General features: G+C 60.0%; 21 protein-coding genes (1 of these 21 only partly in view). 1 reads left to right on the top strand and 20 read right to left on the bottom strand.

Annotated elements, in window-relative coordinates; genetic code table 11:
- Positions 1–33 precede the first annotated feature (33 nt).
- The 20 genes from AB4N92_RS12675 to AB4N92_RS12770 form a co-directional block, all read right to left on the bottom strand.
- Positions 34–645: an ABC-type transport auxiliary lipoprotein family protein gene (locus AB4N92_RS12675; RefSeq protein ID WP_021491396.1), complete on the bottom strand. Its 612-nt coding sequence runs from the start codon at positions 643–645 to the stop codon at positions 34–36.
- Positions 642–1,580 carry an MlaD family protein gene (locus tag AB4N92_RS12680; RefSeq protein WP_010207852.1) on the bottom strand — a complete coding sequence of 313 codons (939 nt, stop codon included), beginning with the start codon at positions 1,578–1,580 and terminating at the stop codon, positions 642–644. The genes AB4N92_RS12675 and AB4N92_RS12680 overlap by 4 nt, the downstream gene beginning before the upstream one ends.
- A gap of 1 nt (position 1,581) precedes the next feature.
- A complete protein-coding gene (locus AB4N92_RS12685) occupies positions 1,582–2,385 on the bottom strand; it encodes an ABC transporter ATP-binding protein (protein WP_044286413.1) in 804 nt (267 codons plus the stop codon).
- Positions 2,382–3,530: an ABC transporter permease gene (locus tag AB4N92_RS12690; RefSeq protein ID WP_042571124.1), complete on the bottom strand. Its 1,149-nt coding sequence runs from the start codon at positions 3,528–3,530 to the stop codon at positions 2,382–2,384. Before AB4N92_RS12690 ends, AB4N92_RS12685 begins: the two co-directional genes overlap by 4 nt.
- A gap of 54 nt (positions 3,531–3,584) precedes the next feature.
- Positions 3,585–4,616 carry a DUF5924 family protein gene (locus tag AB4N92_RS12695; RefSeq protein ID WP_010207857.1) on the bottom strand — a complete coding sequence of 344 codons (1,032 nt, stop codon included), beginning with the start codon at positions 4,614–4,616 and terminating at the stop codon, positions 3,585–3,587.
- 72 nt (positions 4,617–4,688) lie between these two features.
- Positions 4,689–6,071 (bottom strand): M16 family metallopeptidase, encoded by a 1,383-nt coding sequence (locus tag AB4N92_RS12700; protein WP_010207858.1) that lies wholly within the window; start codon positions 6,069–6,071, stop codon positions 4,689–4,691.
- 57 nt (positions 6,072–6,128) lie between these two features.
- Positions 6,129–7,787 carry a Na/Pi cotransporter family protein gene (locus AB4N92_RS12705; protein ID WP_038452474.1) on the bottom strand — a complete coding sequence of 553 codons (1,659 nt, stop codon included), beginning with the start codon at positions 7,785–7,787 and terminating at the stop codon, positions 6,129–6,131.
- A gap of 211 nt (positions 7,788–7,998) precedes the next feature.
- Entirely contained in the window at positions 7,999–8,766 is a 768-nt protein-coding gene (locus AB4N92_RS12710) for a TerC family protein (protein WP_010207863.1), read from the bottom strand.
- A 68-nt stretch (positions 8,767–8,834) separates the two neighbouring features.
- Positions 8,835–10,142 (bottom strand): CitMHS family transporter, encoded by a 1,308-nt coding sequence (locus tag AB4N92_RS12715; protein ID WP_010207864.1) that lies wholly within the window; start codon positions 10,140–10,142, stop codon positions 8,835–8,837.
- A 376-nt stretch (positions 10,143–10,518) separates the two neighbouring features.
- Positions 10,519–12,480, bottom strand: a complete 1,962-nt coding sequence (locus tag AB4N92_RS12720) for a DUF7844 domain-containing protein (protein ID WP_021491391.1) — start codon at positions 12,478–12,480, stop codon at positions 10,519–10,521.
- Positions 12,477–12,797 (bottom strand): DUF2388 domain-containing protein, encoded by a 321-nt coding sequence (locus AB4N92_RS12725; protein WP_021491390.1) that lies wholly within the window; start codon positions 12,795–12,797, stop codon positions 12,477–12,479. The genes AB4N92_RS12720 and AB4N92_RS12725 overlap by 4 nt, the downstream gene beginning before the upstream one ends.
- A gap of 26 nt (positions 12,798–12,823) precedes the next feature.
- Complete coding sequence (locus AB4N92_RS12730) at positions 12,824–13,132, bottom strand: DUF2388 domain-containing protein (RefSeq protein ID WP_029529044.1); 309 nt, start codon at positions 13,130–13,132, stop codon at positions 12,824–12,826.
- Between the two features lie 80 nt (positions 13,133–13,212).
- Positions 13,213–13,533 carry a DUF2388 domain-containing protein gene (locus tag AB4N92_RS12735; protein ID WP_042571129.1) on the bottom strand — a complete coding sequence of 107 codons (321 nt, stop codon included), beginning with the start codon at positions 13,531–13,533 and terminating at the stop codon, positions 13,213–13,215.
- 136 nt (positions 13,534–13,669) lie between these two features.
- Positions 13,670–13,855 carry a DUF1127 domain-containing protein gene (locus AB4N92_RS12740; protein ID WP_183702530.1) on the bottom strand — a complete coding sequence of 62 codons (186 nt, stop codon included), beginning with the start codon at positions 13,853–13,855 and terminating at the stop codon, positions 13,670–13,672.
- Positions 13,856–14,118: 263 nt separating this feature from the next.
- Positions 14,119–14,334, bottom strand: coding sequence for a DUF1127 domain-containing protein (locus tag AB4N92_RS12745; RefSeq protein WP_010168694.1), 216 nt, complete (start codon positions 14,332–14,334; stop codon positions 14,119–14,121).
- A gap of 318 nt (positions 14,335–14,652) precedes the next feature.
- On the bottom strand, positions 14,653–16,146 hold the full coding sequence (locus AB4N92_RS12750; RefSeq protein ID WP_021491388.1) for an acetyl-CoA hydrolase/transferase family protein: 1,494 nt from the start codon (positions 16,144–16,146) through the stop codon (positions 14,653–14,655).
- 179 nt (positions 16,147–16,325) lie between these two features.
- A complete protein-coding gene (locus AB4N92_RS12755; protein WP_021491387.1) occupies positions 16,326–17,762 on the bottom strand; it encodes an NAD(P)(+) transhydrogenase (Re/Si-specific) subunit beta in 1,437 nt (478 codons plus the stop codon).
- On the bottom strand, positions 17,762–18,082 hold the full coding sequence (locus tag AB4N92_RS12760; RefSeq protein ID WP_003220416.1) for an NAD(P) transhydrogenase subunit alpha part 2: 321 nt from the start codon (positions 18,080–18,082) through the stop codon (positions 17,762–17,764). Before AB4N92_RS12760 ends, AB4N92_RS12755 begins: the two co-directional genes overlap by 1 nt.
- Before the next feature lie 15 nt (positions 18,083–18,097).
- The gene (locus AB4N92_RS12765; protein WP_010207879.1) at positions 18,098–19,219 is read right to left on the bottom strand and encodes a Re/Si-specific NAD(P)(+) transhydrogenase subunit alpha; all 1,122 of its coding nucleotides are present in this window, start codon (positions 19,217–19,219) and stop codon (positions 18,098–18,100) included.
- A 452-nt stretch (positions 19,220–19,671) separates the two neighbouring features.
- Positions 19,672–20,571, bottom strand: coding sequence for a LysR family transcriptional regulator (locus AB4N92_RS12770; RefSeq protein ID WP_198581257.1), 900 nt, complete (start codon positions 20,569–20,571; stop codon positions 19,672–19,674).
- Between the two features lie 157 nt (positions 20,572–20,728).
- Here AB4N92_RS12770 and AB4N92_RS12775 point away from each other — a divergent pair, with 157 nt between their 5' ends.
- A protein-coding gene (locus tag AB4N92_RS12775) for an acyl-CoA dehydrogenase (RefSeq protein ID WP_010207882.1) crosses the window boundary here: on the top strand, positions 20,729–21,469 show its 5' portion. It continues 441 nt past the right edge of the window; only the first 741 of its 1,182 coding nucleotides appear in the window; its start codon is at positions 20,729–20,731; its stop codon lies beyond the right edge, outside the window.

Genomic DNA, 21,469 nt, shown 5'->3' on the forward strand with positions numbered 1-21,469 from the left:
ATTGTGGGAGCGGGCTTGCTCGCGAAGAGGCCCTCAGCGTTTCGCTGATGCATTGCCCTGCGTAACCACCCAATCCACCACCTGCTTGTTCAATTGATCCCCCGCCAGCCCAAACCCGGCCACCACCGCCGGCACCTGGGTGTCGTTCACCGGCTGCCTCACCTCAAAGCGTCGGCTGGCGATAATCCGCTGATCACGCCCACGCACCAACCTCGCATCCAGGCGAATCACCACCTCCACCGTACTGCCGTGGTACTCACTCTGGAACGCCTGCAATTGCCCGCCCAGCTCATAGTCGGCCTGCAGATTGGTATCGTCGGTGCTCAGCAGCGTCACCCGGCCATCGCGCTGGAAGCCATCCATAAAGCGGTTGCGCAGCAACACCGGCGACGGGTCACTCCAGCGCGAGTTGGCATAACTGCTGATCAGGTCGCCATTGGGCACCACGGCAATGCGCGGGCTGTCGAGAAACTCGCTGGTCTGCGGCTTGTTCACACGCAGTGACCAACTGACCGGCGTGGCCTGGCTGGTGGTCTGCGCGGTGGCCAGGCGATACACATCCGAAGGGTCGGCCTTGGGCAGGATCGAGCACGCGCTCACCAGCGCCAAGGCTACAGGGGCGATTATTTGGTAAGCACGCTTCATGGCGTGAACTCCTTGTTCTTGTCGCTGCCCAGCAGGTAACCGCTGGGGTTGGCTTCCAGGCGGCGGGAGATGGCGCGCAGCGAACCGAGGGTTTCGCGCAGTTCGCGCACGGCCGGCGCCAGTTCGTTGAGGCCTTGCATGCCGCTGTTCACCGAGTCCTTGTTGTTGGTCAGCAAGGTGTTGAGGGTCGCGGTGCTTTGTTCAAGGGATTTCATGGCCTGCTCGGCACTGCCGAAGGCCTGCTTGCCTTGTTCATTGAGCAAGCCGTTGGCGTTGCGCATCAGCACGGTGGTCTGTTCCAGGGCGGCGCTGGCTTGTTTGCTCACCTGCATCAGTTGTTGCATCACCACCTTGATATCGCCGCGTTGGTCGGCGATGGCACCGGTGGTTTGTTGCAGATTGTCCAGGGTGTTGCTCAGGCGTTCGACGTTCTCGCGGGAGAACATGTGGTTGGCGTTGTGCAGCAACAGGTTGATGCTGGTCATCAGGTCGTTGCTGTTGTTCAGCAAGCGCGCGATGGGCGATGGTGACGCAATGATCTGCGGCAGCTCACCGTTCTTGCCCTTGAGCTCGGCACTTTGCGGAGTACCGCCGCTGAGCTGGATGATCGAGGTGCCGGTGATGCCGGTCAGCGCCAGTTTGGCCTGGGTGTCTTCCTTGATCGGTGTCTGTCCGGCTAGGCGGATGCGTGCCAAAACGCGGCGCGGGTCTTTAGGGTCCAGGCGCAGGCTGGTGACGTCGCCCACCTTGATCCCGCTGTACTGCACCGCGCTGCCCTGGGACAGGCCGCTGACCGCCTCGTTGAAGATCACTTCGTAGTCCTGGAAGGCGCTGTCGACGCTGGACTTGGCCAGCCACAGGCCGAACAGCATCGCGCCGACCACCACGATCACGCTGAACAGACCGATCATCACATGATGGGCTCGGGTTTCCATGTCATACCTCGTCTAGCGATTGAGCGGCATCCAATGCCGCGCGGCCACGGGGGCCGTGGAAATATTCGTGAATCCACGCGTCGTCGGTTTCCGAAACGATATCGATGGCATCGGCCACCAGCACTTTCTTCTGTGCCAGCACCGCCACGCGGTCGGTGATGGTGTACAGCGTGTCCAGGTCGTGGGTGACCAGGAACACACTCAAGCCCAACGCATCGCGCAGGGTCAGGATCAGTTGGTCGAATTGCGCCGCACCAATCGGGTCGAGGCCGGCGGTGGGTTCGTCGAGAAACAAGATATCCGGGTCCAGCGCCAGCGCGCGGGCCAGGGCGGCGCGCTTGATCATGCCGCCGGACAGCGACGATGGGTACTTGTCGGCTGCCGACAGCGGCAGCCCGGCCAGGGCCAGTTTCACCGCGGCCAGATGCTCGGCGTCACGGCGACTGAGGCCCGCGTGTTCGATCAACGGCAGTGCAACGTTCTCGGTGACAGTCAGCGAGGAAAACAGCGCGCCCTTCTGGAACAACACGCCGAAGCGCCGTTCCACCAGTGAGCGCTCATGTTCCGGCAGGCTCGGCAGGTTCTTGCCGAACACCCGCACCTCACCTTCAGTGGGGCGACGCAGGCCGACGATGCTACGCAGCAGCACCGACTTGCCGCTGCCGGAGCCGCCGACCACTGCGAGGATCTCGCCTTTGTACAAGTCCAGGTCGAGGTTCTCGTGCACGCTCTGGCTGCCAAAGCGATTGCACAGGCCGCGCACTTCAATCACCGCCTCGGCGGGCGCTCGGTGTAGGCGACTCACCAGTCCATCTCCATGAAGAACAGCGCGGCCACCGCATCCAGCACGATCACCACGAAGATCGATTGCACCACGCTGGAGGTGGTGTGGGCGCCGACGGACTCAGCACTGCCGCTGACCTTGAAGCCTTCCAGGCAGCCGATGGCCGCGATCAGGAAAGCGAAGATCGGCGCTTTCACCATGCCCACCAGAAAATGCTGCACACCAATGTCAGATTGCAGCAGCGAGAGAAACATCGCTGGCGAAATATCCAGCGCTACAGCGCACACCACACCACCGCCGACTATTCCTGAGAGCATTGCCAGGAAGGTCAGCATCGGCAAGGACACCAGCAACGCCAGCACGCGCGGCAATACCAACAGTTCCATTGGGTCCAAGCCCAGCGTGCGGATAGCGTCGATTTCTTCGTTGGCCTTCATCGAGCCGATCTGCGCGGTAAACGCACTGGCCGTACGACCGGCGATCAGGATCGCGGTGAGCAGTACGCCAAACTCGCGCAGAAAAGAGAACGCCACCAGGTCCACGGTAAAAATCGTCGCGCCGAAGCTCTTGAGCACCGTGGCCCCGAGGAACGCCACCACCGCGCCCACCAGAAAGGTCAGCAAGGCTACGATAGGCGCAGCATCGAGGCCGGTCTGTTCGATATGCGCGACCATCGGCGTGATGCGCCAGCGCTTGGGTCGGAAAATGCCACGGGCGAAGGTTTCGAGAATCAGGCCGATAAAGCCCAGCAGTTTCTTGCTGTCCTGCCAGACGGTGTCCACGGCTCGACCGATGCGGGCCAGCACCTGAATCCCGGCAGCTTCTTCCGGTGCCTTGTCCGGCACGCAAAAATCATTCAGGGAACGGTAGACGGTCTTGAGCAGTGCGCGGTCGGCGGCAGACAAACTGCAATCGGTCTGCTCCGCAGATTGCTCGATGCGGGTCGGCCCCAGCAACTCCACCAGCAGCGAGGCGCCGGCGGTATCCAGGGCACCTAGGCCGTTAAGGTCGATGCGCGCGCCAGCGTCGTATTGGCCGTCGAGCTTGTCTGACAGCTTCTTCAGATTGGCATAGTGGGCAAGCGTCCAGTCCCCCGTAATCCTCAGCTGTGGCGGGGTGGTGGACGTATCGAGGTGGGCTGCACCGGCCGTCGTAGGGGGGGTCATAAGCTCCGAGCTTGTTTGGCTATCCGCAATCCTTACGTAATAGCATGAACCTGCCTACTTTGGGTTGTCCGTTTGTGCTGAGTCCGTCACTTTGAAGCGCAGCACGCCGATCACCTGCCCGTCTTCGGTCAGCACCCGTACCTGCCAGCGGCCTACGGCGTCGCCGGGGAAGTTCTGCTTGTGGGTCCAGGCGCGATAGCCCTCTTTGCGCCCGCCGTGAATATCCAGGGCGATACGGTCGACCTCTTTACCGTTGAATTGCCACACGTGATAGATCCGCTCGTCCAACCCGCGCGGCGCGTTGATCGCGGTGTAGGCGTACAGCCCGCCGCTGCGCAGTTGGGCGGCGGTGACTTCCTTGAGATCGTCGCCTGGCGTGCGGTCTTGCAACTCAGTGCTGATGGCCACTTCGGTCATCCACAAGGTGGCCGGTGGCACCCAACTGCGCAGGAACCACCCGGCGCAACCAATCGCAGCCGTGACCCCGAGCAACATCGCCCAGCCTTTGATACTGCGCAGCGGCAAGCTCACTGCCAGGCTTGGAATCGACAATGCCATGGCCACGCCCAAGGCGAGTTTGTAACTCTCGGCAGTGGTCAGGTGCAGAATGATCGGCAACGCGGTGAGCAGCGCGGCGAACAGGGTGAAGGTGTGCAGCGCGAGAAACAGTGAGCGTTTGGGCGCCAGCCATTTGTAGTACAGCGGGTCGACGATCGACACCAGCGCCGCCGCGCCGAGAAGGCCGGTGAAAATCGATTGGCCGCTGTTCCACGCTGTGGTGATGAAAAAGAACGGCAACACAAAAAACAGACTTTCCTGGTGGATCATCTGGGTCGCGTAGCGCAGCAGCGGTTCGGGGATTTCGCGCTTGAAGACCTGGGCGAACAGCTGGGTGAAGCTGTTTTCCAACATCAGCCACAGCCAGCTCACCAGCATGATCACCGCGATCCAACTGGCCATGCCCTGCTGGCGATCCACCAGGATGAAGCTGCCCACACCCGAGATGAAGCCGCCGAGTGCAATCACCCCTGGGTAACGCTTCATCAGTTCGAGGATGCGGGTGATCAAGCGGGTCAGGGTTTGCATTCGACAGTTCGCAGTCTTTGTAGGAAAAAATCCCAGACAGAATAGCGTCTTAGCCTGGCGTTCGGTGCCTCATTACGCGATCCGTTTGCGATAACTCCGTAGCCCGATCAATACAATAGCGATGAAGCCGAGCAGCCCGGCGCCGATCCAGCTCAGAGCATCGTAGCTCAGCAGCGGTTTTTCGATGCGCCAGTAGCCCGGCTGCTTGAACACGTCGCGCATGGCCTGGTTGGTCTGGTCCAGGCTCACGGCTTTGATGCGTTTGACCGGGTCGCTGAAGTGACCTTTGTTGTAATCGCCGGATGCGCTCCAGTAGTAATCGGCCAACGCGCTGTTGCCCTGCACCGCCCAGGCCTGACGGGCGATGGCGGCTTGTTGCAGGCGGGCGAATACCGCCGGGTCGAGACCGTCCTTGAGCAGGTGTGCCTTGAGGTCCTGGAGTACCTGTTCGGCTTCGGGGAGATTTTCCCGCTCAAGGTCGGCATTCAGGCTGAGGAAACCAACGCCGCCGAGTACTTCGCGCTCGCTCCACGGGCCGTAGGACAAACCATGCTTGAGGCGCAGTTGGCGGTACAACGCCCAGTCGAGGTAGTCCTTGAGCAGGTCGTAGGTTTCGTCATGCCCGTCGTCCAGCACAGGTTCAGGGAACAGCCAGTGCAGCTTGGCACCGTCGCCGACCCAGCCGTGGATGAGTTCACGATGGCTGGCGGCGGCGTGCTGGATCTCAGGCAGCGCCAAATGTTCGCTGGGCTCGACCGGTTCGAGTTGGCCGTAGGTGCGTTCCAGATAGGCCGGCAGCAGTTTGTCGAGGTCGCCGACGATGATCAGGGTCATGTTGTTGGGCGCGTACCAGTGTTTGCGCAGGTTCTCCAACTGGTCGCGGGTCAGGTGGTCGACCTGGGCGCGTTCGGCGCACTTGAGCCCCAGTTCAACGGCCAGCTGGTTGCTGGCCGTGTGGCCCAGGTCCTGACGGTCCAGCAGGCGTTGCAGGTGTGAGTAGTGGCCGCCGTCTTCGCGTTCGACCACGCGCTTGGCGGCGTTGATATTGGCGTCGGTCAGTTCGGTGCGAGTGATGATCGCCAGCAGCAGGTCCAGCACCTTGCGCTGGTTCTGCGCGGGCGCCTCGATCACGAAGGTGGTATCGGCGTTGCTGGTGTAGGCGTTCCACTCGCCACCCAGGGCCTGCATGCGGTCTTCCAGCTCGCCTTCGCCGCCACCGTCGATACCGCTGAACAGCAAGTGTTCCAGCAGGTGTGGCAATTCCTTGTCTTCGCAGCCGAAGTCATCCAGGCCCACGCCTACCACCAGGCGGATCGCCACATGCCCGCGCTCGGTGCCCGGTTTGAGCAACAATTGCAGGCCATTGGGCAAGGTGTAGCCCTCGACTTGCAGACGGTCAAAGGCAAAGGCGTGGGCAGAACCCATGAGTAGGCAAGCGAACAACAGGCGACGCATAACAAGCTTCCTGGCGTGTGAGGTCAATGTTAACTGACTTCACGGGCCATCATCCGTTCAGGGCGAATGTGTGATGTCGGCAATATCTTCGGCGGAGAGCGCGCCGGTGTCGGACGTTTCCAACACTACATAAGCACTGCTGCAAAACAACGAGTTGAGGCGTTTCATGTCCGCAATCAGTTCCAGGTGCAGGGAACTGGTCTCCAGACTCTGTACGATTTTTCGCTGCAATCGGCTCACGTGGGCATGGGCCAGGCGGCGTTCCTGGGCGCGGAAGCGGCGTTTTTCGCGCAGCAATTGGCGAGCGCTTTCCGGGTCGGCGCTGAGGAATACCGAAAGGCCCAGGCGCAGGTTGGCGATCAACTGGCCGTGCAGGCCGGTGAGTTCTTCCAGGCCGACTTCGGAAAACTGGCGACGCTGGGAGGTTTTCTGCTGCTGGACTTTGCGCAGCATGCGTTCGATCAGGTCGCCGGCCAGTTTCAGGTTGATCGACAGCTCGATGATTTCAGCCCAGCGCCGGCTGTCTTGCTCGCTGAGGTCTTCGCGGGGCATTTGCGCCAGGTAGAGTTTGATCGCGCTGTACAGCGATTCGACGTCGTCGCTGAGGCTGCGCATTTCCTGGGTGATGGCCGTCTGTTTGCCGCGCAGTACTTCCTGCATGGCGGTGAGCATGTTGTCTATCAGGTCGCCCAGGCGCAGTGTTTCCCGAGCAGCGTTGGCCAATGCCAGGCTCGGCGTGGCGAGCGCGGCCAGGTCAAGATGACGGGGTTTGGCCTTGCCATTGGTTTCTTCGCGCTCGGGCAGCAGCCAGGCACACAGCCGTGCCATCGGCCCGATGGTGGGCAGCAGAATGAGGCAACGCGTGACGTTGTAGAGCAGGTGGAAGGTGATGACCATGCCTTGGGCGCTGTAGTCCAGGCCGTCCATCCACAGCACCAGCGGGTCGAGTACCGGAATGATCAGCAACAGGCCGATCAATTTGTACAACAGGCTACCCAGCGCGACTTGGCGACCGGCGGCGTTCTGCATGCTGGTGCTGAGGAAGGCCAGCACGCCGCTGCCGATATTGGCGCCGATCACCAGGCCGATGGCTACGTGCAAGCCGATCACACCGGCGCCGGCCAGGGTGGCGGTCAGTAGGACGGCGGCCAGGCTGGAGTAGGAGATCATCGCGAATAAGGCGCCGACCAAGGCGTCGAGCAGGATGTCGCCGGTCAAGGAAGCGAACAGCACCTTGACGCCCTGGGCATGGGTGATAGGCCCAGCGGCTTCGACGATGAGTTGCAGCGCGAGAATGATCAGCCCGAGGCCGATCCCCACGCGTCCCAACTGCCCTGCCCGCGTCTGTTTGCGCGACAGGAAGAAAATCACCCCGAGAAAGATCAGCAGTGGCGATAGCCAGGACAAGTCGAACGTCAGCACCCTCGCCATCAGCGCCGTACCGACGTCGGCGCCGAGCATCGTCGCCAGGGCGGGCATCAGCCCCATCAAGCCCTGGCCGACAAAGGACGTCACCAGCATCGCCGTGGCGTTGCTGCTCTGCACCATGGCAGTCACCAGGATACCGGCGATAAACGCCAGCCAGCGCTTGGACATGTTCTGCCCGATGACTTGGCGCAAGTTGGAACCGTAGACCCGCAGGATGCCGGTACGGACGATGTGCGTGCCCCAGATAAGCAGGGTCACGGCGGAAAGCAGATTGAGCAAGGTCAGCATGCTCGGCCCCCCGTATGGGTGTGCGCCAATCGACGCAAATGAGAATTGCCGCTGCCGTTCTACGTCTAGTGATTAAGCTGTAGTTGGCGAATGGGTTCTGCGCCAGCATCGCATAGCTAAACTGGGGATTGAAACAAAACTGTCATGAAATCAGCTTTTTGCAGACGAGAAAAAGGGGCTCGAAAGCCCCTTTTTCAGCAGCGAGTCAGTGTTATTGACCCGGGATATCTTTGCGCAGTTTCACAGGATCCTGCTGTTTCTTCTTTTTCGCGATGGCAGTGCGCATCTTGATGTTCACCGCTTCCACCGCCAGCGAGAACGCCATGGCGAAGTAGACGTAGCCTTTTGGCACGTGCACATCGAAGGATTCGGCGATCAGCACGGTACCGACGACCAGCAGGAACGACAGCGCCAGCATCTTCAGCGAAGGGTGCTTGTCGATGAACTCGCTGATGGTGCCGGCAGCCAGCATCATCACCAGTACCGCCACGACGATCGCTGCGACCATCACCGGTACGTGCGAGACCATGCCCACCGCGGTGATCACCGAGTCCAGGGAGAACACGATGTCGATGATCGCGATCTGAATGATGGTGTAGATGAACTTGCCACCGGCGCCCTTCGGCTCGTCGTGGGTTTCGTCTTCACCTTCCAGCGCGTGGTACATCTCCTGGGAGCTTTTCCACAGCAGGAACAGGCCACCGAAGAACAGGATCAGGTCGCGACCGGAGATGCCCTGGCCGAACACCACGAACAGGTCGTTGGTCAGTTGCATCACCCAGGTGATCGACAGCAGCAACAGGATGCGCGTGACCATCGCCAGCGCCAGGCCGAAGATCCGAGTACGCGCCTGCATATGCTTGGGCATGCGGCTGACCAGGATCGAAATCATGATGATGTTATCGATGCCCAGGACGATCTCGAGGGCCGTCAGGGTGAAGAAGGCAATCCAGATTTCCGGATTGGTCAGCCATTCCATGTTTATTCCTTTGAGCAAGTGTTAAACCGCGCAAGCTGCAGCGCCGCGCGGTGGGTGAGTCGGTACGATTATAGAGTGCTGAACAGCGGAAAAATCCCCATCAGCAATGCGGCGAACATTATGCACAGGCACACGAGCACTGCCCACTTCAGGGTGAAGCGCTGGTGATCGCCAAATTCGATACCGGCCAGGGCCACCAGCAGGTAAGTCGAAGGGACCAGAGGGCTGAGCAAGTGTACCGGCTGGCCAACGATGGAGGCGCGAGCCATTTCCACGGCAGTGATGCCGTAGTGGCTGGCAGCTTCGGCCAGTACGGGCAGCACGCCGTAGTAGAACGCGTCGTTGGACATGAAGAAGGTGAACGGCATGCTCACCAGCGCGGTGATCACGGCCAGGTACGGGCCCATGGCTTCCGGGATGACCGCCAGCAGGCTCTTGGACATGGCATCGACCATGCCGGTACCGGACAGGATGCCGGTGAAGATACCTGCGGCGAAGATCAGCCCGACTACCGCCAGTACGCTGCCGGCGTGGGCGGCGACGCGGTCTTTCTGCTGTTGCAGGCACGGGTAGTTGACGATCATCGCGATGCTGAACGCCACCATGAACAGCACCGGCAGCGGCAACAGGCCGGCGATCAGTGTGCACATCAGTGCCAGGGTGAGCGCGCCGTTGAACCAGATCAGCTTCGGACGGCGGGCATCCGGGAATTGCGACACGCTGATTTCACTGTGGTCGATCTCGTCACCTTGCAGGTGCAGTTCACCCAAGCGCGCACGCTCACGCTTGCCGTACCAGTAGGCGATCACCAGGATCGCGACCACGCCGGCGGCCATGGCCGGGATCATCGGAACGAAAATATCCGATGGGTCCACATGCAGCGCACTGGCGGCTCGGGCAGTCGGGCCGCCCCAAGGGGTCATGTTCATCACGCCACCGGCGAGAATGATCAAGCCGGCCATGATCCGCGGGCTCATGCCGATGCGCTGGTACAGCGGCAACATGGCGGCCACGCAGATCATGTAGGTGGTCGCGCCGTCACCGTCGAGGGACACGACCAGGGCCAGCACAGCGGTGCCGACGGAGACTTTGAGCGGGTCACCTTTGACCATCTTGAGGATCTTGCGCACGGCCGGGTCGAACAGGCCAGAGTCGATCATCAGGGCAAAGTAGAGGATGGCAAACATCAGCATCACGCCGGTCGGCGCGAGCTTGGTGATGCCTTCGAGCATCATCGGGCCGATCTTCGGTGCGAAACCACCGAACAGCGCGAACAGGATCGGCACGATGATCAAGGCGATCAGCGCGGACAGGCGCTTGGTCATGATCAGGAACATGAACGTGATGACCATGGCAAAGCCAAGGAAAGTCAGCATAGGAATACTCCAGGCGTAGCGCGGCTAGGGAAAGGCGGACCGGGTGGAGGTCAGCGCAGAACGAAAGGCACGAGGCGTACGGGTGGAGTTGGGGCAAACAGGCGGGTACGGGCGGACATCGGGAATCACCATTGTTGTTGTTAACAGCCGGTCTGTTGCCGGCAGTGGGGGCGATCCTAGACGGGTAAGCTTTCAGCCAGCTTTCGCTGGAAAAACAGGTGATGAAGGCCAGACATACGGTCTTCAGGTTTACACAGTTCAACTGTGGGAGCTGGCTTGCCTGCGATGCAGACACCTCGGTCGTTCAGTTGAACAGAGGTGATGCGATCGCAGGCAAGCCAGTTCCCACATTCGAATGGTGTTTGGCGTGAGACTCTTACGGGAGCTCCAGGCCGCCCGCCGCTTTATGCAATGCCCGCAAGTGCTCGCCCACCTGCTTGAGGTTGGCTTCGCAAGCGGCAATCTCGGCGGAACGGGAGGGATCCAGCAACGCCCTCACCTCTTTATCGAGTTCGCCCGTAAGGGATTGCAGCTGCTTCTGACGCTCGGCGCTTTCCGATTCCAGGCGCTCGGCCTCCGACGGTTGCGGCAGGCCATAGCCGCCACTGCCCAGCAGTTCTGCCGGGCGGCTGAGGAAGCCACTGTTGGCGAGGATTTGTTGCAGCGTGGCGTTGGCCTTCTCCATGCCGCCGTTTTTCAGCTCACGGGCGCCGAGGTAGCGTTGTTTGACTTCGTCCTGGGCCAGCATCAACTGTTTGCGAAAGCTCGCCTGCTCAAGCAGCAACAATGCGGCGCTGGTGCGCAGATCAGCCTGGCCGAACCACTGGCGACGCTCCTCGGCACTGAGGGACAGCCAGTCTTCGACTTGGGTCTGTTTGATCGGCAAGTGTTTGCGCAGCACATCGAACATCGCCTGATAACGCTCGCGGAAGGAATCGAAGTGATAGCCCAGGCGCAATGCCCTGCGTTTGTCGTCCAGCACGCTGGTGTCGGCCAGGCCACGGGCACTCAATACCTCAAGCAAGCCGTTGGGGGTGATGTTGTCCAGGCCGGTCAGTTGCGGGTTGGCGCTGCCGCTGCGCAACAGTTTCAGGCTCTCTACTGCACAGTTGTTGGAAATAAAGAAGTAGTTGCCGTCGTAGCTCCAGTGCATCTCGGCGGCATGTTCGACGGTGTCGTTGATTTCCTGGCGGGTCAGTTTCAGCGGCACGGAGGCCAGGCCGCGCAACTCGGTCTTGGTGTACTCGTCGATCACTTGCGCCAGCGGTAGCACAAACAGGCGAGACGGGTATTTGCCGACCAGTCCGTCCCAGCTCGACAGCTGTACGTCGCCGACGAACGCGCGGTAGGACAACACCAGATGCTGGTCCAGATCCAGCCGACAATCCGGCCCACGCGGACGACCTGGCGCGCAGATCACCAGGCGCAACATGCTGTGGCCCCAGCGGCTCACCAGGTTCTGGTTGGCTTCGGCCAGCAGGTAGTCGATTTCGTAGACGCGCTCCGGGTCCACGTGGCCCAGTGGCGTCTTGGCGAAGTCGTTGCCGGCGTTCAGGAATGCGTAGGTGTTGGCGCAGGCGCTTTGATTCGGCGGCGCCCAGCCAAAGTGTTCTTTGTAGTAACGGAACAGCGAGGGACGGCGGCAGGCGTAGCTCGGGTCAAGCAGGAAATACTCCATATTGACCGCCACGAACTCCAACGGGCTGGTGGTTTCGTAGATGTCCGGGCTGCGGGCAACCTGATGGTTGTTTTGTTCACGCTCACCGCGGCGGCCGACGTATTGCGGCCAGCCGGCAAGGTCCAGCAGGCGTGGGTCATCGCTGAGGGTAAAGCGTCGGTCATTCTGGCCGCGGCATTGATCAGGCAGGCCGATCAAGCCAGTGATGCTGTTCTGGCGGCTGCAGCGGTTGATCAGTGCGCGGTCTGCTTTGGACCACAAGCGTGCACGGTCATAAATGTGGGTCAATTCATGCAGCACGGTAGCGAGCATTTCCCGGCGCACAGTACCGTGGGGGCGATTGGTTTTCTGGGTGGCGGCGCTGCCGTCGGTCAGGCTGGCGAGCAGGTTGCGGTTGAGGTCCAGCTCGGACACCAGGGAGGCTTGCCCATAGGCGTTCTCGGGCATCTTGTCGGTCCAGCCGACATCGATGCGTCGATCCAACTGCTCGATGAAGCGCGGCGGCAAAGCGCGCAGCGCTTCGTCGAGCAACGCCTGGCTGGCCTGTTGTTCAGCCGGGCTCAAGCCATCGGTCTTGAGCCGCAGTTGCAGGTCGGCCTGGGCTGCACTGGCACACAGCAGCACAACCCCGGCCAGGAGCCAGGCGGCAATTCGCCTCACAGTGCGAGGATAGCTTCGGCGAGGGTCTGGTCACTGGCGTCGCGGGCTTCCGGCAAACGGGTGCGCAGGGTGTCGAAGGCGGCTTCCAGCTGCGCGCCACGGATCTCGCCGTTGGTAGCCACGAAGCTGGCAGCGTCGTCGTGGGCATCGCGCACGACTTTGGAGTCGCGGATGGAGGTGGTGGTGTCCGAGGTGAAATCAATCGTGCGGCCAGAGGCGCGAACAATGATGTTACTGGTGGCCACCAGGGTCTGTGCCTGGGCAACGTCGGCCAACAACAGCAGGCCAAGGGTGGCGGCAATCAGCGGGCTACGCATGAGATGACTCCGGAATACAAAGATGATTATTGGACGAGAATTGCTTGCGCCAGTTCAAGGTCACTGGCGTTAAGTTTTGGTTGGCTGCGGCGCAGATAATCCAGCGCCGACTCCAGCCGTGCCCCTCGCCGTTGGCCGTCAGTGGCGATAAACGCGGCAGCGTCATCCTGAGCAGCCATTATCACTTTTCTGTCGAAGGGAGCGGAAGTCACCTTGCTGGTGGCATACGCGCTGACGACGGTGCTTTGGGTGCTCAGGTCGAAGGCGAACGCCACTGGCGACCAAGCCGTGCAAAGCAATACGGGAACTCGTAAAAGGCGGTATGAAAAAGCCATGGGACTCGACAACTGAAAACGAGCGCCAAGGCTAGCTTAATGCCCGGGCTAGAGCCAGCGCCCAGGCATCAACCCTGCATTCAGATAGCCAGGATCGCCTGCGCCAGCTGTGCGTCTGTCGCGCTGTTCAGCTGTGGTGCTTGTTGGCGGATCTGTGCCAGTGCGCTTTCCAGTTTCACGCCACGGATGGCGCCTTCGCTGGCAACAAAGCTGGCAGCGTCGTCGCGGGCGGCACGCACGACTTTGTTGTCCCGCAGGGACGACGTGGCATCGGAACTGGCGTCGGAGGTGGCCTTCAACGCGCCGACGATGGAGTCGGTGGTCACGATGAAGCTGGTCGCGTTGGCGTTGGCAGCCATGGCCAACAGGGCAGCGGCACTCAGCAGGCGAAGACGGGACATGGGATGACTCCTGTAGATGAACGAATAAGGCGGCGCAGGGCAGCCATTGGGGATCAGACGCCTGTACTACGTGGTTCGCCACGTGGTGACTGGATATTAAGCCGCCGCTTATCCGTTCGGGAAGCGTCTTGACTGCCTAGTCACGCCAGAACGGTTTGGACAGCTCTGCCATCCGGTCGCCGGGGCTGATGCCCAGATCGGACAGTTCCCGGCTATCAAGCTGCGACAGTTGGCGGCGTTCATAGGCCAGGCGCAGCCACTTGGCGAGCGTGGAGGCCGTATGGCGTAACAACCGTTTATAACGGAGGGGTGGCGTATCCATGGCGTGCACCTTTCACGAGGTCTTGGAACACCATGTTGAGCGAGGGGACGTGACCGATACAGATACACTCGGGTTAAATTGTACTGCTTAACTGTTGTATTTTTTTAACTGTACTTGTCGCCGATTGAAGCCACTGTTTTCCCGTTGAAAACCTTCACCTCGGAAACAACAAAGCCCGCCTCCGGTATCCCGGGGCGGGCTTTGCTTTGACAAATCAGGGTGCTGGCGGTGGACCCGTTAGGTCAGGGCCAGCGGGCGCTAAATCAGCGCCAGAACGGCTTGCTCAGCTCTTCGTAGCGTTGAGCTTCGCTGATGCCTGCGTCAGCCAGCAGACGCGAATCCAGGCGAGCCAGTTGGTGGCGGCTGGAGATGCGGCGCTGCCACAACATCAGGTTGGCGATAACGCGCAGAGGCAGGGAAGCCTGGGTGTTTACAGCTTTTTCTTCAAAGAACAGATCGGAACTGAGTGTACGTTCCATGATGACATCCTTCCGCTTGTGGCGGGATTAGGTAGTGGTTTAACTGATGCCAATGATCCTCTTCCGGCGCAAGACTCTCTAGATACAGTTCACCTGTATTGTGAGGGGCCAGTTAACTGTTTATAGGCGCTGTACTGTACGGAAATGGGGCAACTGTACCTGTCCGCACTGAAGTAGTGCGAAATTGGCATTTTAGAGGAGGTATGTGGGAGATTTCGGTAGGAAATGACCGGTACAGCAGTACAGTTTTTTCAAGAAGTGGCAGGGAAAGCGCCGAGCTGATGAAACTGTGTTTGCATCAGCACGACTCTGTATCAATCACGCCTTGAGCATGTGCCCGGTTTCTTCCAGGTTGATGTGCCAGCTCAGTGCTTCGCGCAGGATATGCGGCGTGTGCCCGCCGATGGCGCAGGCAGCGTTAAAGTAACTGTTCAAGGCATCCCGGTAGGCGGGGTGAACACAGTTATCGATGATCACCCGGGCGCGCTCCCGTGGCGCCAAGCCACGCAGATCGGCAAGCCCAACCTCGGTGACCAGGATATCGACGTCATGCTCGGTGTGGTCCACATGGCTGACCATCGGTACCACGCTGGAAATCGCCCCGCCCTTGGCAATGGATTTGGTAACAAAGATCGCCAGGTGTGCGTTGCGCGCAAAATCCCCGGATCCGCCAATGCCGTTCATCATCCGCGTACCGCAGACGTGGGTGGAGTTGACGTTGCCGTAGATGTCGAACTCCAGCGCGGTGTTGATGCCGATGATACCTAGGCGACGCACCACTTCAGGGTGGTTGGAGATTTCTTGCGGGCGCAGTACCAGTTTGTCCTTGTACTTCTCCAGGTTACCGAACACGTCGGCATTGCGGCGTTCCGACAAGGTGATCGAGCTGCCCGAAGCGAAACTCAGTTTGCCCGCGTCGATCAGGTCGAAGGTCGAATCCTGCAATACTTCCGAATACATGGTCAGGTCTTCGAACGGCGATTCGATCAAGCCACACATCACGGCGTTGGCGATATTGCCGATACCGGCCTGCAACGGACCGAGTTTGTTGGTCATGCGGCCTGCATCGACTTCCTGCTTGAGGAAGTTGATCAGGTGATTGGCAATGCCTTGCGTATCGCTGTCAGGCGGCGTCACGGTGGAGGCGGAGTCGGCCTGGTTGGTGATGACGATAGCGACGATCTTTTCCGGCGGGATCGGGATTGCGGTACTGCCAATCCGGTCATCGACCTTCACCAACGGGATCGGCGTACGGGTTGGCCGGTACGTCGGGATATAAATGTCGTGCAACCCTTCCAGGTTCGGGTTGTGGGCCAGGTTGATCTCGACAATCACCTGCTTGGCGAAAATCGCAAAGCTGGCCGAGTTGCCTACAGACGTTGTCGGTACGATGTGGCCTTGCTCAGTGATCGCGACCGCTTCAATCACGGCGATATCCGGGAGCTTGAGCTGGTTGTTGCGCAGTTGCTCGACGGTTTCCGACAGGTGCTGGTCGATAAACATCACTTCGCCGGCGTTGATTGCCTTGCGTAAGGTGCTGTCGACCTGGAACGGCATGCGCCGGGACAGTACGCCCGCTTCGGTCAGTTGCTTGTCTAGGTCATTGCCCAGGCTGGCGCCGGTCATCAGGGTGATTTTCAGCGGAGAGGTCTTGGCCCGTTCGGCCAGGGCGTGCGGGACGGCCTTGGCTTCACCGGCACGGGTGAAGCCGCTCATGCCGACGGTCATGCCGTCCTCGATCAGTGCGGCGGCGTCTGCCGCGCTCATGACCTTGTTCAACAACGAAGGCAAGCGGATACGATCACGGTACATGGATTGTTATCTCAGGCTACGGAAGCAAGGTGCGCAGTTTAGTGATTTCAGAAAAATTCGGCCCGCTACCATGGTCGAATGCCAGGCAGCGATTTAGAGCCTTTGGTCGGGTTTCATGCGGTGATAAAAAACCCCAGCCTATCGCAGGCCGGGGTTTCGAGTATTGCGCTGAAGCAGTGTTACTCGACGGCTTTGACCATGTCTTCGATAACCTTCTTGGCATCACCGAAGACCATCATGGTCTTGTCCAGGTAGAACAATTCGTTATCCAGACCGGCGTAGCCGCTGGCCATCGAACGCTTGTTGACGATGATCGTCTTGGCCTTGAAGGCTTCGAGAATCGGCATGCCGGCTATCGGTGAGTTCGGGTCGTTCTTGGCGGCCGGGTTGACCACGTCGTTCGCGCCCAGCACCAGCACCACGTCGGCTTGGCCGAACTCGGAGTTGATGTCTTCCATCTCGAACACTTGGTCGTAAGGCACTTCGGCCTCGGCGAGCAGGACGTTCATGTGGCCAGGCATACGGCCCGCGACCGGGTGGATCGCGTATTTCACCGTGACGCCGTGGTGAGTCAGCTTCTCGGTCAGTTCCTTGAGCGCGTGTTGTGCCCGCGCCACCGCCAGGCCGTAGCCCGGGACGATGATCACGGTATCGGCGTTCGTCAGCAGGAAGGTAGCGTCGTCAGCCGAGCCGGATTTGACCGGGCGTGCTTCTTTGGAGCCTGCCGCTGCACCGGCATCCGGCGCATTGCCGAAACCGCCCAGCAGTACATTAAAGAAGGAACGGTTCATCGCCTTGCACATGATGTACGACAGGATCGCGCCGCTGGAGCCTACCAGTGAGCCGGCAATGATCAGCATCGAGTTGTTCAGCGAGAAGCCGATGCCCGCCGCCGCCCAGCCGGAGTAGCTGTTGAGCATCGAGACGACCACGGGCATGTCCGCACCGCCGATCGGGATGATGATCAGCACGCCGAGCACGAAGGCCAGGGCCAGCATCAGCGCGAAGGCGGTGAGGTTGCCGGTGAACATGAACGCAAGGCCCAGGCCCAGTGTTGCTAGACCAAGCACTAGGTTCAGCTTGTGCTGGCCGCCGAACTGTACCGGCGCGCCCTGGAACAGGCGGAACTTGTACTTGCCCGACAGTTTACCGAACGCGATCACCGAACCGGAGAAGGTGATGGCGCCGATGGCTGCGCCGAGGAACAGCTCCAGGCGGTTGCCGGCAGGGATCGAGTCACCCAGGTGTTTGACGATGCCCAGGGATTGCGGCTCGACCACGGCGGCGATCGCAATGAACACCGCGGCCAGGCCGATCATGCTGTGCATGAACGCTACCAACTCCGGCATCTTGGTCATTTCTACGCGCTTGGCCATGATGGAGCCAGCGGTACCGCCGACCAGCAGGCCGACAATCACATAGCCAATGCCAGCCGTTGCCAGCTCGGCCCCCAACTTATAGATGAGGCCGACGGTGGTAAGGACGGCCAGCGCCATGCCGAGCATGCCGAACAGGTTGCCGCGCCGCGAAGTGGTTGGGTGCGACAGGCCCTTGAGCGCCTGGATGAAGCAGATCGACGCGATCAAGTAGAGCGTCGTGACGAGATTCATGCTCATTACTTAGGCGCCTCTTCTTTTGCTTTCGGGGCTTTCTTCTTGAACATCTCAAGCATCCTGCGGGTTACCAGGAAACCACCGAACACGTTGACCGCTGCAAGTGCCACGGCCAGGGTGCCCATGGTCTTGCCCAGTGGCGTGACGGTGAGGGCTGCGGCCAGCATGGCGCCGACGATCACGATCGCGGAAATCGCGTTGGTCACCGCCATCAAGGGCGTGTGCAGCGCGGGGGTAACGTTCCAGACCACGTGGTAGCCGACATAAATGGCCAGCACAAAGATGATCAGATTGTAGATACCGGGGGAGATAAGCTCTTCCATCGTCTGAATCCCTGCTTAGGCGTTTTTGCGGATGACTTGGCCGTCGCGGCACATCAGGCACGCGGCGACGATGTCGTCTTCAAGGTTGATTTCGAACTGCCCTTCCTTGGTGAAGACCAGCTTCAGGAAGTCCAGCAGGTTGCGCGCGTACAGGGCCGAGGCGTCGGCGGCGACAGCGCCGGCCAGGTTGGTCGGGCCGCAGATGATCACGCCGTTCTCGACGACCACCTGGTCGGCAACTGTCAGCGGGCAGTTGCCACCTTGGGCGGCGGCAAGGTCGATCACCACTGAGCCGGGCTTCATCTGTGCGACGGTTTCAGCACTGAGCAAGGTCGGTGCCTTGCGGCCTGGGATCAGAGCGGTGGTGATGACAATGTCTGCTTGCTTTGCGCGTTCGTGCACGGCCAGGGCCTGGCGCTGCATCCAGCTGGTCGGCATGGGACGGGCATAACCACCGACGCCGACGGCGCACTCGCGTTCTTCATCGGTCTCGTAAGGCACGTCGACAAACTTGGCGCCGAGGGATTCGATCTGCTCTTTAACGGCCGGGCGCACGTCAGACGCTTCGATGACCGCACCCAGGCGTTTCGCCGTGGCGATGGCCTGCAGGCCTGCCACGCCGGCGCCGAGAATGAGTACGCGTGCAGCCTTCACAGTGCCTGCGGCTGTCATCAGCATCGGCATAAAGCGCGGATAGTGATGAGCCGCCAGCAACACGGCTTTATAGCCGGCGATGTTGGCCTGGGAGGACAGCACGTCGAGGCTTTGGGCCCGCGAGGTGCGTGGTGCTGCTTCAAGTGCGAAGGCCGTGATGCCACGCTCTGCGAGCTTGGCAATTGTTTCGTTGCTGAACGGATTGAGCATGCCCACCAACACGGTGCCGCTTTTGATCAGCGCCAGTTCGCTGTCGCTAGGGGCAACCACCTTGAGGATCAGCTCGGCGCCGAACGCATCGTTGGCACTGCCAATGGTTGCGCCTGCCGTTTCATATGCACTGTCGACGACACTGGCTTTAATGCCGGCTCCGCTTTGTACAGTGACCTTATGGCCCTGGCCGATCAGCTTCTTGATGGTTTCCGGGGTGGCAGCCACCCGCGTTTCACCGGTCTGGGTTTCGAGAGGAACACCAATGTGCACGTCAAATCTCCTGCATGATCTTTTTGCTTTTGATCTTTTTGTAAAAAGGCCAGTGCACCGCGAGTGGCGCAACTGGGGCGGCCGATCAGCACGATCCCGCTGAAATGACAGCGGGGCGCGGCATTTTGCAGGCGAACTTTACGGCCTTCAAGGGATTATGACGGGTGACGAAAAATTAACTACAAGTCACCCTGTGACTGATTGTCGCAATGCCCCGAAATAACCTCTTCAAATACAGGGATTTAAAGAGCTGCAGGCGTTTTTTTAACCTTTTGACATCGTTGGTGTGAATAGTCGGTTATTGGCTTGTATTAGTCGCTGCAAGCCATATGGATCATGGCTTCTAGCCTTATTTTTGCTCGACAGATACAGTCTGTTTAAATGCGACATATTTGTATATCTGTAGGGCTGTAGATTTGCTGACTACAGAGTCAATAAGTCAGTGCGGGCCTTTAAATACTATGGTTGTAGCGCTGTGACTGGTCGATTAGCCAATCCCTGAATGCATGCAATGAGGCTGATTCGGCCTTTCTGTCAGGAATCATCAAGTAATAAGCCTTTGAGCTGCTCAACGCCTCGGGGCTTGCAATCACCAGTTGACCTTCCTCCAGTTCGCGTTGGATGAGGAACGGCGGGATCAGCGCGATTCCCATGTCATGCATGGCGGCCTGAGACAACATCGAGAATAGCTCGTAACGCGGTCCTGTCATGTCGCGGGGTATGTTCAGGTGCTGTGCGTTGAACCATTGGCGCCAGGCGTAGGGTCTCGTCGTCTGCTGCAAGAGGGGCAGCTCTGCGATTTCCTGGGGGCTGAATTGTGTGGTGTTAGCCAGCAGTCTTGGGCTGCACACGGGGACAGGGTTTTCTCCCATCAGGCGGTGTGATTCCGTACCCGACCAGTCGGCATCGCCGAAGTAGATAGCGGCGTCGAATTCGGTGTCGGCAAACAGGAAGGGCCGTGTTCGGTTCGTCAGGTTTACTGTGACTTCAGGGTGCTTGCGTTGGAAATCCTTGAGGCGAGGGATCAGCCATTGAGTGCCAAATGTCGGGACCACGGCCAGTTCGATGGTGTTGGCGCCCTGCTGACCCATGACGGAAAGCGTGTCGCGTTCCACTGCGTCCAGTTGCGTGGCAACGCGGCGGCTGTACGAAAGCCCGGCTTCCGTCAGTTTTACCCCGCGCCGTGAGCGCCGAAACAGCTCGACACTCAAAAACTCCTCAAGGCTGGCGATCTGTCGACAGATGGCGCCTTGAGTGATCGAAAGCTCGTGTGCGGCCTTGGTAAAGCTCTCGTGGCGGGCCGCCGCTTCAAAACTGACCAGCGCGGTGGTACTGGGAATTTTTCTGCGCATATACCGTGTCCTCACATGTAAAGCGCATATGCGCGCTTCTCGGCTATTTCGAAGTGAGAAATTAGCACAACCCTATGCGGAAACCTCGTTTGCCCTACACGTCGGTCGGGCCTAGGCTGGTTGCACGACTTCCGTTTCTTTCCGCGAGGACTTATTCATGGCTGGCAAGGCAAGCTTCAACTGGATTGATCCGCTACTGCTGGATCAACAGCTCACCGAAGAAGAGCGCATGGTGCGCGACAGTGCTGAGCAGTTCGCCCAGGACAAGCTGGCCCCGCGTGTGCTTGAAGCCTTCCGCCATGAAAAGACCGACCCCGCTATTTTTCGCGAGATGGGCGAGACCGGTTTGCTCGGTGCGATGATTCCTGAGCAGTACGGCGGCAGCGGCTTGAATTACGTCAGTTACGGGTTGATTGCCCGCGAAGTGGAGCGTGTCGACTCCGGCTATCGCTCGATGATGAGTGTTCAGTCGTCCCTGGTCATGGTGCCAATCAACGAATTCGGTACTGAAGCACAGAAACAGAAGTACCTGCCGAAGCTGGCTTCTGGCGAATGGATCGGCTGCTTTGGTCTGACAGAGCCTAACCATGGTTCCGACCCAGGCGCGATGATTACCCGTGCCCGCAAAGTGGAGGGTGGTTACAGCCTCACGGGCGCAAAGATGTGGATCACCAATAGCCCGATCGCGGATGTGTTTGTGGTGTGGGGCAAGGACGATGCCGGCGATATCCGTGGCTTTGTCCTGGAGAAAGGCTGGAAGGGGTTGAGCGCACCGGCGATTCACGGCAAGGTCGGGCTGCGTGCTTCCATCACCGGTGAAATCGTGATGGATAACGTGTTTGTCCCGGAAGAGAACATCTTCCCGGACGTGCGTGGTTTGAAGGGGCCTTTCACCTGC

The sequence above is a fragment of the Pseudomonas sp. S3_A09 genome (assembly GCF_054668065.1).

Excerpts from the sequence above, each read along its gene's own strand:
- AB4N92_RS12675 (WP_021491396.1), bottom strand. The coding sequence starts at position 645 with ATGAAGCGTGCTTACCAAATAATCGCCCCTGTAGCCTTGGCGCTGGTG.
- AB4N92_RS12680 (WP_010207852.1), bottom strand. The coding sequence starts at position 1,580 with ATGGAAACCCGAGCCCATCATGTGATGATCGGTCTGTTCAGCGTGATC.
- AB4N92_RS12690 (WP_042571124.1), bottom strand. The coding sequence starts at position 3,530 with ATGACCCCCCCTACGACGGCCGGTGCAGCCCACCTCGATACGTCCACC.
- AB4N92_RS12695 (WP_010207857.1), bottom strand. The coding sequence starts at position 4,616 with ATGCAAACCCTGACCCGCTTGATCACCCGCATCCTCGAACTGATGAAG.
- AB4N92_RS12700 (WP_010207858.1), bottom strand. The coding sequence starts at position 6,071 with ATGCGTCGCCTGTTGTTCGCTTGCCTACTCATGGGTTCTGCCCACGCC.
- AB4N92_RS12705 (WP_038452474.1), bottom strand. The coding sequence starts at position 7,787 with ATGCTGACCTTGCTCAATCTGCTTTCCGCCGTGACCCTGCTTATCTGG.
- AB4N92_RS12710 (WP_010207863.1), bottom strand. The coding sequence starts at position 8,766 with ATGGAATGGCTGACCAATCCGGAAATCTGGATTGCCTTCTTCACCCTG.
- AB4N92_RS12715 (WP_010207864.1), bottom strand. The coding sequence starts at position 10,142 with ATGCTGACTTTCCTTGGCTTTGCCATGGTCATCACGTTCATGTTCCTG.
- AB4N92_RS12725 (WP_021491390.1), bottom strand. The coding sequence starts at position 12,797 with ATGCGTAGCCCGCTGATTGCCGCCACCCTTGGCCTGCTGTTGTTGGCC.
- AB4N92_RS12730 (WP_029529044.1), bottom strand. The coding sequence starts at position 13,132 with ATGGCTTTTTCATACCGCCTTTTACGAGTTCCCGTATTGCTTTGCACG.
- AB4N92_RS12735 (WP_042571129.1), bottom strand. The coding sequence starts at position 13,533 with ATGTCCCGTCTTCGCCTGCTGAGTGCCGCTGCCCTGTTGGCCATGGCT.
- AB4N92_RS12740 (WP_183702530.1), bottom strand. The coding sequence starts at position 13,855 with ATGGATACGCCACCCCTCCGTTATAAACGGTTGTTACGCCATACGGCC.
- AB4N92_RS12745 (WP_010168694.1), bottom strand. The coding sequence starts at position 14,334 with ATGGAACGTACACTCAGTTCCGATCTGTTCTTTGAAGAAAAAGCTGTA.
- AB4N92_RS12750 (WP_021491388.1), bottom strand. The coding sequence starts at position 16,146 with ATGTACCGTGATCGTATCCGCTTGCCTTCGTTGTTGAACAAGGTCATG.
- AB4N92_RS12755 (WP_021491387.1), bottom strand. The coding sequence starts at position 17,762 with ATGAGCATGAATCTCGTCACGACGCTCTACTTGATCGCGTCGATCTGC.
- AB4N92_RS12760 (WP_003220416.1), bottom strand. The coding sequence starts at position 18,082 with ATGGAAGAGCTTATCTCCCCCGGTATCTACAATCTGATCATCTTTGTG.
- AB4N92_RS12770 (WP_198581257.1), bottom strand. The coding sequence starts at position 20,571 with ATGCGCAGAAAAATTCCCAGTACCACCGCGCTGGTCAGTTTTGAAGCG.